At 73.3% G+C, this 13,995-nt stretch carries 14 protein-coding genes; 8 read left to right on the top strand and 6 right to left on the bottom strand.

Translation table 11 applies throughout. From position 1 onward, the window contains the following. Positions 1–6: 6 nt before the first annotated feature. Entirely contained in the window at positions 7–1,548 is a 1,542-nt protein-coding gene (locus tag ACWD12_RS27900) for an ATP-binding protein (RefSeq protein WP_450101871.1), read from the bottom strand. 751 nt (positions 1,549–2,299) lie between these two features. Here ACWD12_RS27900 and ACWD12_RS27895 point away from each other — a divergent pair. Then, positions 2,300–2,620 (top strand): cupin domain-containing protein, encoded by a 321-nt coding sequence (locus ACWD12_RS27895; RefSeq protein WP_450101870.1) that lies wholly within the window; start codon positions 2,300–2,302, stop codon positions 2,618–2,620. A 3-nt stretch (positions 2,621–2,623) separates the two neighbouring features. Here the strand turns inward: ACWD12_RS27895 and ACWD12_RS27890 are convergent, their stop codons facing one another. Next, the gene (locus tag ACWD12_RS27890) at positions 2,624–3,025 is read right to left on the bottom strand and encodes an Imm7 family immunity protein (RefSeq protein ID WP_450101869.1); all 402 of its coding nucleotides are present in this window, start codon (positions 3,023–3,025) and stop codon (positions 2,624–2,626) included. Positions 3,026–3,404: 379 nt separating this feature from the next. Here ACWD12_RS27890 and ACWD12_RS27885 point away from each other — a divergent pair, with 379 nt between their 5' ends. Together ACWD12_RS27885 and ACWD12_RS27880 are read left to right on the top strand one after the other, a co-directional pair. Next, a complete protein-coding gene (locus ACWD12_RS27885; protein ID WP_450101868.1) occupies positions 3,405–4,658 on the top strand; it encodes an ROK family protein in 1,254 nt (417 codons plus the stop codon). Positions 4,659–5,000: 342 nt separating this feature from the next. Further along, a complete protein-coding gene (locus ACWD12_RS27880) occupies positions 5,001–5,207 on the top strand; it encodes a hypothetical protein (protein ID WP_450101867.1) in 207 nt (68 codons plus the stop codon). Between the two features lie 16 nt (positions 5,208–5,223). Here ACWD12_RS27880 and ACWD12_RS27875 read toward each other — a convergent pair whose 3' ends face one another. Continuing rightward, positions 5,224–5,742: a putative immunity protein gene (locus ACWD12_RS27875; RefSeq protein WP_450101866.1), complete on the bottom strand. Its 519-nt coding sequence runs from the start codon at positions 5,740–5,742 to the stop codon at positions 5,224–5,226. A gap of 195 nt (positions 5,743–5,937) precedes the next feature. Here ACWD12_RS27875 and ACWD12_RS27870 point away from each other — a divergent pair, with 195 nt between their 5' ends. Together ACWD12_RS27870 and ACWD12_RS27865 are read left to right on the top strand one after the other, a co-directional pair. After that, on the top strand, positions 5,938–6,726 hold the full coding sequence (locus tag ACWD12_RS27870; RefSeq protein ID WP_450101865.1) for a ferritin-like domain-containing protein: 789 nt from the start codon (positions 5,938–5,940) through the stop codon (positions 6,724–6,726). Further along, a complete protein-coding gene (locus ACWD12_RS27865) occupies positions 6,723–7,565 on the top strand; it encodes a ferritin-like domain-containing protein (protein ID WP_450101864.1) in 843 nt (280 codons plus the stop codon). The genes ACWD12_RS27870 and ACWD12_RS27865 overlap by 4 nt, the downstream gene beginning before the upstream one ends. Positions 7,566–7,753: 188 nt before the next feature. On the opposite strand, the gene ACWD12_RS27860 is transcribed toward ACWD12_RS27865, so the two are convergent. Next, positions 7,754–8,164 (bottom strand): hypothetical protein, encoded by a 411-nt coding sequence (locus ACWD12_RS27860; protein WP_358361170.1) that lies wholly within the window; start codon positions 8,162–8,164, stop codon positions 7,754–7,756. A gap of 287 nt (positions 8,165–8,451) precedes the next feature. Here ACWD12_RS27860 and ACWD12_RS27855 point away from each other — a divergent pair, with 287 nt between their 5' ends. Continuing rightward, complete coding sequence (locus ACWD12_RS27855) at positions 8,452–9,087, top strand: bifunctional 4-hydroxy-2-oxoglutarate aldolase/2-dehydro-3-deoxy-phosphogluconate aldolase (protein ID WP_450101863.1); 636 nt, start codon at positions 8,452–8,454, stop codon at positions 9,085–9,087. Between the two features lie 117 nt (positions 9,088–9,204). Beyond that, the gene (locus tag ACWD12_RS27850; protein WP_450101862.1) at positions 9,205–9,948 is read left to right on the top strand and encodes a PaaI family thioesterase; all 744 of its coding nucleotides are present in this window, start codon (positions 9,205–9,207) and stop codon (positions 9,946–9,948) included. Between the two features lie 72 nt (positions 9,949–10,020). On the opposite strand, the gene cobF is transcribed toward ACWD12_RS27850, so the two are convergent. Together cobF and ACWD12_RS27840 are read right to left on the bottom strand one after the other, a co-directional pair. Further along, a complete protein-coding gene (cobF, locus tag ACWD12_RS27845) occupies positions 10,021–10,836 on the bottom strand; it encodes a precorrin-6A synthase (deacetylating) (RefSeq protein WP_450101861.1) in 816 nt (271 codons plus the stop codon). 200 nt (positions 10,837–11,036) lie between these two features. Further along, on the bottom strand, positions 11,037–12,038 hold the full coding sequence (locus ACWD12_RS27840; RefSeq protein ID WP_450101860.1) for a LacI family DNA-binding transcriptional regulator: 1,002 nt from the start codon (positions 12,036–12,038) through the stop codon (positions 11,037–11,039). Between the two features lie 201 nt (positions 12,039–12,239). Here ACWD12_RS27840 and ACWD12_RS27835 point away from each other — a divergent pair, with 201 nt between their 5' ends. Further along, positions 12,240–13,985 carry an amidase gene (locus ACWD12_RS27835; RefSeq protein WP_450101859.1) on the top strand — a complete coding sequence of 582 codons (1,746 nt, stop codon included), beginning with the start codon at positions 12,240–12,242 and terminating at the stop codon, positions 13,983–13,985. Positions 13,986–13,995 lie beyond the last annotated feature (10 nt).

Genomic DNA, 13,995 nt, shown 5'->3' with positions numbered 1-13,995 from the left:
CTCGGCTCACCTTCCACTGTCGCTGTCGTCGTCGTAGCCGGCCGCCAGGACGCCCTGCAGCCGGGCGAACCCGTCGGCGAACACCCCGGGGTCGGGCACCTCTTGCTGCCGCGGACGCGTCTCGCGGCGCAGCGCCTCGCGCGGACGCCGCTTGGGCAGGCCCAGCGCGGTGCGCTCCGTCGACTCGTCCGACGCCGCGGAGTCGGACGACGGCCCGTGCACAGATGGCTCCTGCACAGACGGCCCCGGCGTGGAATGCCCGGGCACAGAAGGCTCCTGCGCAGACGGAACTTGTATGGCTGGCACCTGCGTGGCCGGCACCTGTGCGCGCGGCACCTCGGCGGCCGCCACCTGTGCGGCTGCCGCCTCGGGGTGTGGCGTCCCGGGGCCTGTCGCCTGGGGGAGCAGCCCCTCCGCCACCAGGTGCCGCACCGGGATCAGCAGGTCCGCCCGCACACCTCCGGAGGAGGACGGCGAGAGCCCGACCCGCAGGCCGTACGTCCGGCTCAGCCGTCCGATGACCGCGAAGCCGAGCCTGCCCGGGTCGGCCAGGGCGGTCACATCCGTCTCCCCCGAGGACAGCGCGCGCTCGGCCTCCTGGAGTTGGAGCGGGCTCATGCCCAGCCCGTGGTCGTCCACGGTCAGGCGCACGCCGTTCGGCACGAGCAGCACGTGCGTCTGGACGCGGCCCCCGGAGTAGGTGGTGGCGTTGTCCAGCAGTTCGGTCAGCGCCACGATGACCGGTTCCACGACCAGGCCTTCGACCACCGCCTCGCCGGTCTGCGCGACGTACGTGTAGTCGACCGAACTGCTGTGCAGGATGCGCCCGCGCGCGCTCTCCACGATCTCCGCGACGGTGCAGTTCGCGCGCTGGACGCCCGGCCACGACTCGGTCAGGATCCGCAGGCGCTGCACGGTGTGCGCGGCAAGGGTGACGCTGCGGTCCACGCCGGCCAGCGTCCGGGCGTACGCCGACCCGCGTCCCGACAGGCCCAGTTCGTCGTGGTCGTCGAAGGCGTTGTCGATGTCGCGCTGGGCACGTGTCAGGCTCGCCTGGATCTCCTCCGCGGCGACACGTACGCCCGCGCGCGCCGAGTCCGAGACCCGGCCCCGCACGGCGAACACCGCGTCCCGCATGGCCGCCTCGACCTGTTCGAGCCGGCCCGCCACCTCGGAACCGGTGAGCAGGTCGGGACGCCGCAGCCCGGTGGGCACCGCGGCCCGGGGTTCCCGGAGCCCCTGCGCGACGGCGGGCAGGCGTACGTCGACCAGGTGCTGCAACTCGGCCATCACCAGCTGGAGTTGCGACCAGTGCGTGGCGGCCTCGGTGCGGGCCTCCTCGACCTGCCGCCGCGCGTCGGCGACGGCTCGGTCGGCCGTGTCGGCGGCGCTCCGCTCGCCGAGAGCCGCGGTCTGCGCGGCGCGCTCCTGGGCCCGCCGGAGGCGCTGCGCCGCTCTGCGTTGTCCGGGCCGGTGCCCGAGCCAGGTCGCGGTGGCGGCCAGCGCCGCGCTGGAGGCGCCGACCCACACGTGCACGTCATCGATCATGAGCTCTCAGCCAATCGCCGGACCATCCGGATGAACTCGGCCGCCGCAACCGGCCTTTCCGTACGCTTTTCGGCACGCCTTCTCGTACGTCGTCCGTACGTCCTTCCGCACGCTCAGCCGCGCGGGTCCGCCGTGTCGGAGCGGGCCCGGGGGTCCCGGAACGGCGTGCCACTGAATCCAACGGGCATCGGTCTTCCTCGTCTGTGACGCCGCGCGGCCACGTGGCCGGATCCTGTCCCTCGGCCGGAGCTGCGGCGCCCAGCACGCTAGGGCATGCCCGGGTCGGCAACCACGGCCGTGGTGCACCATTTTCGGAGCGGAACAGGGCCGCGGTGCACACTTGCGGGCCCGAAACGGTGCGGCCATGCACACGTCCGGCCGCACGACAGGGCCGTTCGGCACCATGCACCGCGACCGCGACCGGCCCGATCGCAGTGTGCCCCTGTCATGAAAAGGGTGAAACGGCCATCCGCATCGTTGTCTATCCCGGGTGCGCGGCGTGAAGCCACGCTGTCTGGTTGGCGGTCCGGCGGCCTCGATCGCAGAATGAGGCCGCCGGCCAACCGGTGCGTTCGAGCCCGCGGGCGGAAACGCGGAGATGGTGCACGGGGTCCCTCCGCGGAGGTGAAATTTGTGCACCAGGGCCGTGGCAGCGCGGCGCCGTCCCCGCCTACCGTTCTCGACGCGGGCCGCGGAATCGCGGAAATCCCGTACCCCTGAACGAAATTGGCGTGGAAGTCGAGGAATATCGATGCCTGCTGGATTCAGTGTCACGACGATTCAGGACACACCCGCAAATGCCGTCGTGGACGGAATCACCATGCGTTTGCTGAAGGAGGGAACAGCCGAAGATCCTTCGGTGGTGATGGAGCTGACATTTGCACCGGGTGCCGCGTTCGGCGAGGACCGGCACGCGCGTCCGGAGATCCTGGTGGTCACCGAAGGCGTGCTGTCGGACGGCCACGCCGACCACCCGAAGGGGAGCGTGATCGTCGGCTCCCCGGGATCGGTGCACTTCCCTCGTTCCGCCGACGGCTGCAAGGTGCTGGTCGTCCATCCCGCCGGGGTGTAACCCCTAGCCTTGGTAGGGGTCTTCGAGCAGCGGGATGCACGGTGACAGCAGCGGCTCGGGGTGCTCGGTCAGCCGTCCGCGGACCATCCTGATCACGCGTACCTCGTTCTCGTGACCGGGGTCCTCGTCGTCGCGCACGTGGAGCAACCCGTACGACCCGGGCGCCCGTACGCCGACCTCGGCGAAGAACGCCAAAATCCCGGCGTCGCGGTGGTTCGGAAAGCCGCCGAAATGGACGAAGGCCTCTCCGTTCATCCATCGCAGGTCCAATAGATAGGGGCTGTCGATCTCGCGGATGCGCTCCCGGATTCCGTCGGCGATCCGGCGAATTCGGTCCACGTCGTGGTCCGCGTCTTCCGCGCCGGCGGTGTCCTGGACGTTGATCCACCCGTGGTACTCGAACATGGGCCGGACCCTACAGGCCCTCTCGGAGGCCGGCGGCCGCATTCCCGGCCTCCGAGAGATCGAGGGCTTCGGTCACGCTGAGCGGGATCCATCCGTCGACGCGGGGTGTCCATGACGCGTTCGTGGCCGACGCGGCGGGTTGCGCCGGCCAGGCGCACCGTTGTCCGGCGCCGCATGCCGGCGTACGAGGCTCCGACCATCAGGGCGTGCAGGTGGAAGGTCACGTGCGCGGATTCGCCGGGGGCGGGCGTGACCCGGTGAATCCGGCCGGCCGACCGGTCGGACGGACGACCGGGGCCACGGGCGGCCGATCGCTCGTGAAGGCGCCGCCTGGCGACCGGGTCGCGGCGCGACCGGCGGACAGTGAGAGGATCCGCGCATGAGCACGCCGGACGGCCCCACCGACCTGGTGGGGATGCGCGAACGCAACCTCGCCCTGGTGCTGGCGGAGATCGACCGCAGCCAGCCGGTGACCCGGGCCAGGCTCGCGGAACTCACCGGCCTGACCAAGACCACCGTCTCCGCCCAGGTGGCGGCGCTCACCGGGCTCGGCATCGTCAGCGCCGACGACCCGGTGCCCGGCGGCCGCGGGCGGCCCGGCGCCCCGGTGTCCGTGGCGCCCGGCCCGATCGCCGGGCTGGGTCTGGAGATCAACGTCGGCTACCTCTCCGCATGCGTCGTCGACCTGACCCGCCAGGTGCGCATCCGCCGGACCGTGGCCCGCGCCGAGGCCGGCGACCGTCCTCAGGACGCCGTCGCGGCGCTCGCGAACCTGGCCCGCCTCGTCACGCGCCAGGCGCGGCGCGCCGGGCTGGTACTCGCCGGAACGACGGTCGCCGTTCCGGGAGTCATCGACGGGAAACTCGTCAATGCCCCCAATCTGCGCTGGGACGCGCTGCCCGCGGCCGACTTCCTCTCCGACGCGATCCCGAGCCGGCCCCTCCCGATCACCGTCGACAACGAAGCCAACCTCGCCGCGCTCGCCGAGCTGTGGTTCGGCGCCGGTCCCGGGCTCGGCGACTACGTCCACGTCTCCAGCGAAACCGGCATCGGTGCCGGAATCGTCGTCTCCGGAGCGCTCTTCCGCGGCGCGCACGGCGCCGCCGGAGAACTCGGCCACGTCATCGTCGCCCCGGACGGGCCGCCGTGCCGCTGCGGCGGCCGCGGCTGCCTGGAGCAGGTCGCGGGACTGGACGCGCTGCTGTCGGTGGCCGGCATCCGGGTGCCCGCCGGCGCCAACCCCGACGCCGCGACACTCGGCACCGCGATCCCCGACCGGCCGCCCGGTGCCGGCGCGGCCGAGCTGGTGCGCCGCCTCGAAGCCGGCGACCGGCGCGCCCTCGACGCGGCCCGGCAGGCGGGACGCGGACTCGGCGTCGCGCTCGTCGCGGTGGCGAACCTGTTCGACCCGGCGTCCATCGTCCTCGGCGGTCTGCACGCGCAGATCGCCCCTTGGACGACTCCCCATATTGCCGCCGCCCTGGAGGCCGGCGGAGGTCGGCTGCGGGGCCGGAGCCCCGCCCTCCGAACGTCAGAGGTCGCGGACGGCGCCGTCCTGGGCGCCGCCGGAGAGGTCGTCGCGCGCATCCTCGCCGACCCGCTGGCCGTGGCGCGGCAGGAACGAGCCAGGTAGGCCCGCCTCCCGCTGCGGGGCAGCCCCGGCACTGGGCCGGGACCGCTAGGCGGCGCCTGCGCAGGCCGGTAGCGGGCCCGGCGGAACTGTGAGGGTAAGGCCCCGTGCTCACCCCGCGGCCCGGTCACGATGCGGAAGGACCTGCGGTTCGGGCTTAGCCGGAGTCCGGCAGTGACGTCCCCAGGCGCGTGGCTACCGTCGTCCCAGCGTGGACCGCACGTGCGTACTTCTTCGTGCAGGTCACGCAAGGCTCGCTGATCCGCAGTGCCAAGGCCGGTGCAGGCCGACGTCCGCGTCCGCCTCCGCGGCGGCTGCGAAGCCGGCCGTACGGTCGACGCCCGCATGCTGCGCAAGCAGGACAGCTGGCTGATGCCGCAGAAGCAGCACATCGCATACGCCGGCACCGGCGCGGGGGAGGCCATCGCCGTCGGGATCCGGATGGGCCTGTTCTGCGTGATCGTCGGAGTCCCGTTCGTCGCCTCGTCCTTGGTTCTCCCCGTGCTCGTCGTGAGAACACTGGCATCCTGCCCCTGCCGCGACCCGAAGTGACTTGGCGCCCGCGGGATCACCGGAAGTCGAAGACCGACCAGCAGATGTCGTTGCGCAGGCGCTGGTCGTCCAGGACGAGTTCGCGGATCTCGTCGGGCAACTGATCGCGCTGCCACCGGCACTCCAGGCGCCCGGCGCTCTCCGCTTCGTCCGCCGGAGCGGCCGCACGCGCGGCCTTGATCGCGTAGGCCGCGGCACCGAGTTCGTGTGCCGCGACGTGCGCCACGACCGCGGCCTGGCCGGCGGCGAACGCCGCGTGCCGGGCGGCCCCGGTCAACACGCGCGCCGCGGCCATGGCGTGGCCGCCCGCCGCTCGGGACTCCGACATCTTGACCTCACCGCGGGTCCACGCCCGGACCTGCGCGATCGCCGCGCGGGGGCGGGGGTCCGACGGCTGGACCGCCTCGAAGAGGGGCAGCACGTGCTCCGCGCAGGCGGCCGCCCATCGGGCCAGGAGCCGGTGGTCGGCGTCGGTGAGCGTGCCCCCGCGCCGAATCGTGGCGAAGCGGGGGTCGCGCTCCTTGGGCAGGATCACCGTCCGACCCTAACCGGACACCGTGAAGGACCCGAAAGCCGAAGCAATGCGGCCCCACCGGGACGGGCCCGTGCCGGTGTACTTCGAACGGGTGAATTCGGGGTGGGTCGCCGCATCGCGACCCATCCGGGCGGAGGGGCGCGCCGAACCTGCCGCACGTGCCCGCGACCGGCGGGCCGGACGGAAGGAGCCGTGGTGGCAGAGCCCATCGACACCCGGCTGTTGCAGGGCCTCACCGAGCAGTCCGAGGACCTGCACAGCGACGCGACGCGGTTGACCCGCGCCGCACTCGACGAATACGCCGACACGGCGGCGGAGCGGTACGGGCGCCGCCGCTGGTGGCGTCCCGGGTTCCTGGGCGGCGTGGCCGCCGGCGCGGTCCTGCTGGGCGCCGGCCGGGCCACCGCGGCGAGCGCCGCGGACGACGTGATGGCGCTGCAGACCGCCGCCTCGCTGGAGAACCTTGCGGTGAACGTCTATACGGCCGCCGCCGGACTGCCGTTCATCCAGACCGGCAACGCGGTCGTCAAGGCGTTCGTTGAGAAGACGAACGCGCAACACGCCGCCCACGCCCGGGCGTTCAACGCCGCCGCGGTCAATGCTGGCGGCAAGCCGCAGCCCGGGCCCGATCCGAGGTACGCGGCCGTCGTGCAGCAGGCGCTGCCGACGATCAAGGGCCCGGCAGATGTGGTCAAGCTCGCGATCACGCTGGAGGACGTCGCGGCGCAGACGTACACCAAGAACGTTTCGCAGGTCTCCGAACCGGCGCTGCGCCGCCTGTTCGGGTCGGTGGCGCCGGTCGAGGCACAGCACAAGGCGGTCCTGCTGGCGGTGCAGGCGCTGCTGGCGGGCAATGCCGCCGACCTGGTCGCGTTGCCGCCGGACGCCGCCAAGCTTCCGGCCGCCGCCGGGTCGGTCGGGTTCCCCGACGCCTTCTACCCCACCAAGGACGCCTCCCCGATCGATGAAGGGGCCGTGAAGTGAAGCGCGACCGACAGCAGTTCGACGGCACCGAGGCGGAACTCGCGGCCCTGACCCGCGAGGTCGACGAGGCCCACCGGGCGACGCTTCCGGCGATGTACACGGCGGCCGCCGAACTCGGCGCCCAGGCCGGGGAGAAGCGGCACGCCGCGAGACGCGGCGCGGACGAGGGCCTGCCGGACGCGGGCCTGGACCGCCGCCGGTTCCTGCGCGGGCTGGGCGTGGTGGGCCTGTCCGCGTTCGCGCTCGCCGCGTGCAGTGACGACGACGGGAAGGGCTCGTCCGCCGACCCGAAGGCCTCGGCATCGGGGCAGGCCGCTCCGGCTCCGTCCGGCACGTACACCGGCGACCTCCAGGTCGTGGCGCTCGCGGCGGCCTTGGAGAACCAGGCGGTGGGCGCGTACCAGGCCGCGATCTCGGCCGCCGGGGCGGGCAAGCTGGGCACCGTACCCCCGGCCGTGGCGAACTTCGCGACCACCGCGATGGCCCAGCACGCCGACCACGCCAAGGTGTGGAACAACGTGCTCACCCAGGCCGGGAAGCCGCCGATCACCGGCGTACCGCTCAAGAGCCAGGCCGCGGTGACCGACGCCCTCGGCAAGGTCACCGACGTGCCCGGCGTCGCGAAGCTGGCGCTGCAACTGGAGGACCAGGCCGCGCAGACCTACCTGTTCGCGCAGTTCAACGTCACCACGCCCGCCGGGATCGAGACGGCGGCGACGATCGCGCCGGTCGAGGCCATGCATGCGGCGATCCTGCGGTACCTGCTCGGCGAGTACCCGGTTCCCGACGACTTCCTGCCGGTCGACAAGGCGGCCAAGCCGGACGACCTCACCGTCTGACGGCGCGGCCGACAACCCGGCCCCGCGCACGCCCCCGCCGGGGACAGGCCCGAAAGCCCTGTCCCCGGCGGGGGCCGGCGGGGTCCAGCACACACAGCCTGCCGTGTCGAGCCGAACCAGGCAGTCCTCGCCCGGTTTTGCGCGGGTGCATGCGCTCGCAGACCGTCGGGGGAGCGGGCCTCGTGGTCCTACCGTGCGGTGTTCGCGCTCCCGTCGTGTCGTCGACCGGCCCGGAACTCGTGGCCTTTGCGGGCGCTCCACGCGTTGAGCGCCGTCCTGGCCGGCAGGACGAGGCCGCAGGCCGGGAAGACGAGCGCCGGGAACAGCCAGATCCCGACGGCGTCGGCGCCTGTTGCCGCGCGGACGATCACGGTGCCCACATACCCGGCGGCCCCGGCGCCGAGCCACCACTTCCAGGCGCTCCGGCTGGGGCCGTCCGGTCGATTCGGGTCCTCGTCCTCGCGGGTGCTGACCGGACGCCCGTTCCGCCTGCGCCACAGCGCCCGGACCAGAAAGGCACCGCCGAAGACGGCGAGTCCCACCGCCAACAGACCCCACTCCGCGGGTGACTCCGGTATTCCTCGGGCGTACTCGTTCACGTCCTGCCTCCGGTGGCGATCGCCCTGACATGGTCCGCCTAACGCTGCCCTCGGGCACGAAGGGCACACGAACGTCCGCAGTTTCCGGCCGACTGCCGAGCCCCGCGGCCGCCTCCGAATCCGCCCGGCGCCTGGGCGTCCGACGTCCGAGCGGGTGCTTCGCGGACGAGATGCGGATCAAGGCCGGCTGACGGGTTAGACGATCACAAGACACCGGCCGACTGCCGACGGACATCTTCCGAACGCATTCCAGGCCGCCCCCGCACCGACCGGCACGAAGGAACCTCATGCACTTGGCCGAACTCCCCTTTCGGACACTCGCGATCGTTCGCGGCACCGACCGTGCCGCCGCCCTGCGCACCGTGCTGACTCTCGCCGAAGAGGGCATCACCGCAAGCGAGGTGTCGCTGACCACCACCGACGCGTTCTGGGTGATCGAGCACGCCCGCCGCGAACTCGGCCCCGACGCCGTCCTCGGCGCGGGCACCGTCCTGACCGCGGACGATGCCGCCCGCGCGGCCGCCGCCGGCGCGAGCTTCCTCGTCACCCCGGGGCTGATCGACGAGCCGACGCCGCACGTCGGCAGCCCCGGTACCGAACTTCCGGTCCTGATGGGCGCGTTGACTCCCAGCGAAATCCTGGCGGCCACACGTCGCGCGGCGCTCGGCGTCGCGCTCTTCCCCGCCTTCGTCGGCGGCCCGGCATATCTGACGGCGTTGCGGGACACCTTTCCGTACGTGCCTTTCGTCCCGGTCGGCGGCATCGACGCCCCCACCGCGGTGGCCTACCTCACGGCCGGAGCCGCGGCCGTCGGTGTCGGCGTACCCCTCGTCGGGGACGCGGCGGACGGCGGCGACCGGAACGAACTGCGCGCCCGCGCCGCGCGATGGTGCAGTGCTCTGTCCGCTGCCCACACCCCTTGACCAGCGGCGCGGGTCGGTGGCCGGAGCTGGCGGTATATGATCGGCGGGATTTACTTGTCACAGTCATGTAGTGGCGGGTCCGCCAGGGTACGCGCCGGAACACCGAGGAGTACCGCCGTGGCCGAACCGGGCACCGACACCGACGACTTCGCCGCACTCGAACAGCTGATCGTGGGGGAGATCCCGGACGTCACATCCATCCCCGACGAGGCTCTGGACCTGGTCGAGCAGGTCCGGGACCTGGTCGAGGCCACCGTGCTCACCGATGTCGGAGCGGACGTGCGTTCGGCCGCGGCCGGCCTGGTGGCGCAGGCCACCGAACTCCTCAAAGCGGCCACCCACCCCAGTGCCGTACGTTTCGCCCGGACGCCCGACGGCCGCATCGACCAGCTCGCGCAGGCCGGCTCCGGCCTGCTCAACCCGCAGGCGCCGCGGATGGTCATCCGCCCGGTCCTGGACGCGGTGGACGTCGGCGCCGAACCGCGGTCCGTGGAGGTCGTCGCCGACTGCGTCCTGACCGCCGCCCACAGCGGCCCGCCCGGCCGGGCGCACGGCGGTGTGGTGGCCACGCTGCTCGACCACCTGCTCGGCATCGCCACGTCGGTGGCCGGACGGCCGGGCTTCACCGCCGGGCTGGAGATCCGCTACCGCGACGCCACGCCGTACGACGTGCCGCTCGAAGTCCGGGCGCGCTGGACGCACCGCGACGGCCGCAAGAGCTTCGCGACCGGCGAGATCCTGGCCCACGGCCGGGTCACGGCCGAGGCGACAGGCGTGTTCGTCGCCCCGCGCGACATGCAGGCCCGGTGGCAGCGCGACGCGGAGGCCCGGCCCGAGCCCGCGGACGCCGGTCAGGCCTGAGCCCGTTCGCCAGGCTCTGGTTCCTGCGCGGGTTCCCGCCCGGGTTGCTTGGGCCCCTGCACGGGTTCCGGCTCAGGTGCCGGGCGGTTCCTCGGCGGGATCGTCCCGGCACGGGCGCAGCAGGTAGGCGTCCATGATCCAGCCGTGCCGGGCCCGGGCCTCGGCACGCAATGCCACGATGCGGTCGGCGACGTCCGACAGCCTGCCGGAGACGAGGATCTCGTCGGGCGTACCGACGTAGGCACCCCAGTAGATCCACATGTCGTCGCCGGGCAGGCGCGTGAACGCCTGGTGCGCGTCGAGCATCACGGCGATGTCGCCGCCGGAGCCGGTGAGGTCCGCGAGTTCCTCGGTGAAGTACCGGCCGGGGGTGATGTGCAGCGGGCGGCCGACCTGGGTGAGGGTGGTGCGGTGGCGCGCCGCCAGCGCCGAGACGCTGCTGATCCCCGGGATCACCTCGTAGTCGAAGTCGACACCGCCGCGGGCCGCCACGTCGTCGAGGATGTCGATGGTCCCGTCGTAGAGCGCGGGGTCGCCCCAGACGAGGACGGCGCCGCACTCACCCGGGGCGAGTTCGTCGCGGACGGCTCGTTCGTACGCGTCCGTGCGGCGCTCCCGCCAGACGCGCACGGCAGCGTGGTAGGCGGGGGTGTCCGCCACGTCGCGCCGGCGCTCGGGGTCGCGGATTCCCACGAGGCGGTGGTCGGCCTTCGCGTGCCGGTCGAGGATGTCCCGGCGAGCACGGACCAGGCTGTCCTTCTCCGGCCCCTTGTCCAGCACGAAGAACACGTCGGTACGCCCCAGCGCGGCCACGGCGGCGAGGGTCAGGTGCTCGGGGTCCCCGGCGCCCATCCCGATGACGAGGACATGTCGGCGGGCGACGGTCACGGGCGGAGGTCCTTCCGATCGATGGCGGTGGCGCCGGCCTCGGGGTGTCGATGCGATGTCGCCGGCAGGGCGGCGTCACCGGTTCGGCACCGAAGGCTTTCCGGCGACCGGGCGCCACACTAACCGAGCCGTGACGTACGCCGATCACGGGTTCGAGTCCGGGGATGCGGGACCGTGGGGCGGCGACCACCGGGGGCGGGTCAGCGGGCCGGTTGTGTGGAGGCCCGGGGGTGCAGGACCCAGTCGTGCGGGCGGACGGTGTCCGGCGGGGTGCGGTCGGCCAGGATGTCGCAAAGCAGTTCGGCGCAGGCGCGTCCGTACTCCGCGGGCCTGAGGTCGACCGCGGTGATCGGCGGGTTGCTGGTGCGGGTCGCGGTTCCGTCCACGCAGGAGGCCACCAGCAGGTCTTTCGCGGGCGTGCGACCGAGCGCTGCGGCGGCGTGCAGGACCCCCGGCGCCGCGCCGTCGGGACCGCAGACCACGGCGTCGACGTCCGGTGCTGCTCCGAGGAGGTCGCGTACGGCGTCGGCGGCCTCGTTCGGGGCGGCGGCGAACGGCACGGCGCGTACCGCGACGCGGGTGCGGTGCTCGCGCCCCCAGGCGTCGGCGGCGTCGCGCAGGGCCTGGGCCCAGGCGGACTCGCCGCTCGGCGCCAACAGGGCGGGGCGGCGGGCGCCGCGTTCGGCGAGGTGGTCGAGGAGGGCGGTGAGCGAGGCGGCGTTGTCGCAGACCACCGCGCCGCTGGGGGCGGGGGACGGGCCCGGGTAGCGCTCGCCGGTGACGACGGGGACGCCGGCGCCGAGCATCTCGGGCACCGCGTCGTCGGCGGTATCGGGGTCGATGAGCAGCAGGCCGTCGACGCGGGAGGCGAGTGGGCCGTGGGCGGCGGCGGACCGGCCGAGCAGGACCATGTCGAACCCGTCGTCCTGGGCGCGGGCGACGGCCCCGAAGGCGAGGTTCATGTAGTAGTCGAGTCGGCTCGCGGTCCGGGGCAGGTGCAGGCCGATGGCCCCCGTGCTGGCGCGGCGCAGCCGGCGGGCGGCGCTGTTGGGGCGGTAGCCGAGCGCGTCGGCCGTCGCGCGGACCCGGGCGCGGGTGGCCTCGGCCACGCGCCCGGAGCCCTGAAGGGCGTCCGAGGCGGTGCTCCGGGAGACGCCGGCGGCGCGGGCCACGTCGAGCAGGGTCACGATGCGGACGGTCACAGCCATGGATTGTAGATGCCCTGGTCGGGCGCTTGCCGGATCGATCCGGCTCCGGCTAGATTCGACACTGCCGGATCGATCCGGCACGGCCTCGCCCAGGCCCACAGGCCCACAGGCCCCACAAGAGCTTCAAGACCCACAAGACCTACAAGCCCGCCCAGGCCTTTCGCCCGACGGATCAGCCAGCAGGAGGCACCCCGCATGACGCGCGGATTCGACGTCTTCGACGTCGTGGAGACGAGCATCGCCGACCTGCGCGCCGCGCTGGAGAAGGGCGAGACCACCGCGGTCGGGCTGCTCGACGCGTATCTCGCCCGGATCGACGCCTACGACCGCCCCGGCACCGCCACCGCGCTCAACGCGATGGTGGTGATGAACCCGGACGCGCGCGCCGACGCGGAAGCCTCCGACGCCCGCCGGGCCCGCGGCGAGACCCTCGGCCCTCTGGACGGCATCCCGTACACCGCCAAGGACAGCTACCTCGCGAAGGGGCTTACCGCAGCTGCCGGTTCGCCGGCGTTCGAGCATCTCGTGGCCCGGCGCGACGCGTTCGCCGTCGAGCGGCTGCGCGCCGCCGGGGCGGTGCTCATCGGCCTGACCAACATGCCGCCGATGGCGAACGGCGGGATGCAGCGCGGCGTGTACGGGCGAGCGGAAAGCCCGTACAGCGCCGATTGGTTGACGAGCGCGTACGGCTCCGGCTCGTCGAACGGGTCGGGCACCGCGACGGCGGCGTCGTTCGGCGCGTTCGGCCTCGGCGAGGAGACCTGGTCGTCGGGGCGGGCGCCCGCCTCCAACAACGCGCTGTGTGCGTACACGCCCAGCCGCGGGGTGATCTCGGTGCGCGGCAACTGGCCGCTCGTGCCGACGATGGACGTCGTGGTCCCGCACACCCGTACCATGGCCGACCTGTTCGAACTGCTCGACGTCATCGTGGCCGACGACCCGGAGACGCGCGGTGACCTGTGGCGCGCCCAGCCGTGGGTCGCGTTGCCCGCGGCGTCGCAGGTACGCCCCGCCTCGTACCCGCAGTTGGCCCCCGCGAACGCGGCGGCCGCCCGGACCGCCCTCGCCGGTCGGCGCGTAGGCGTGCCCAAGATGTACGTCAACGCGGACCCCGAGGCCGGGACGAACCCCGACGGCGGCATCGGCGGGCAGACCGGGCAGCGCATCGAGACACGTGCGTCGGTGCTCGCGCTGTGGGACGCGGCCCGCCGCGACCTGGAGGCGGCCGGCGCCGAGGTGATCGAAGTCGACTTCCCGGTCGTCTCGAACTACGAGTCCGACCGCCCGGGGGCGCCCTCGCTGCACACGCGCGGCCTGGTGGCCCGCGAGTTCCTGACGGTCGAGATCGAGGACCTGTCCGCGTGGGCCTGGGACGACTTCCTGCGCGCCAACGGAGACCCGGAGCTCGGCACGCTGGCCGACGTCGACGGGGCCCGGATCTGGCCCAAGCACGAGGGCGAACTCCCGGACCGCTACGCCGGTTTCGACGACGCGATCGGCGAGTACCCGCGCTTCGTGCGGGAACGCCCGTACGCCTCGGTCACCGACATCCCGCACCTCGCGGAGGGGCTGCGCGGGCTGGAGGAGACGCGCCGGATCGACCTCGAGGAGTGGATGGACGAACTGCGGCTCGACGCGGTGGTGTTCCCCGCGGTCGCGGACGTCGGCCCGGCGGACATGGACGTGAACGAGGCCTCCGCCGACCTCGGCTGGCGCAACGGCGTCTGGGTCGCGAACGGCAACCTGGTGCCGCGGCACCTGGGCATCCCGACGGTCACCGTGCCGATGGGCACCATGGCCGACATCGGCATGCCGGTGGGGCTGACCTTCGCGGGACGCGCGTACGACGACAACGCCCTGCTCGCGCTGGCGGCGGCTTTCGAGGCGACGGGCGACCGCCGCACCGAACCCCTGCGTACGCCGAGGCTCACGGCCGGCTGACCCCCGCGGC

This window comes from Streptodolium elevatio, from assembly GCF_053592165.1.
Note: the sequence above shows the minus strand (reverse complement) of the source record. Positions and strands in the feature narration are given on the sequence as shown.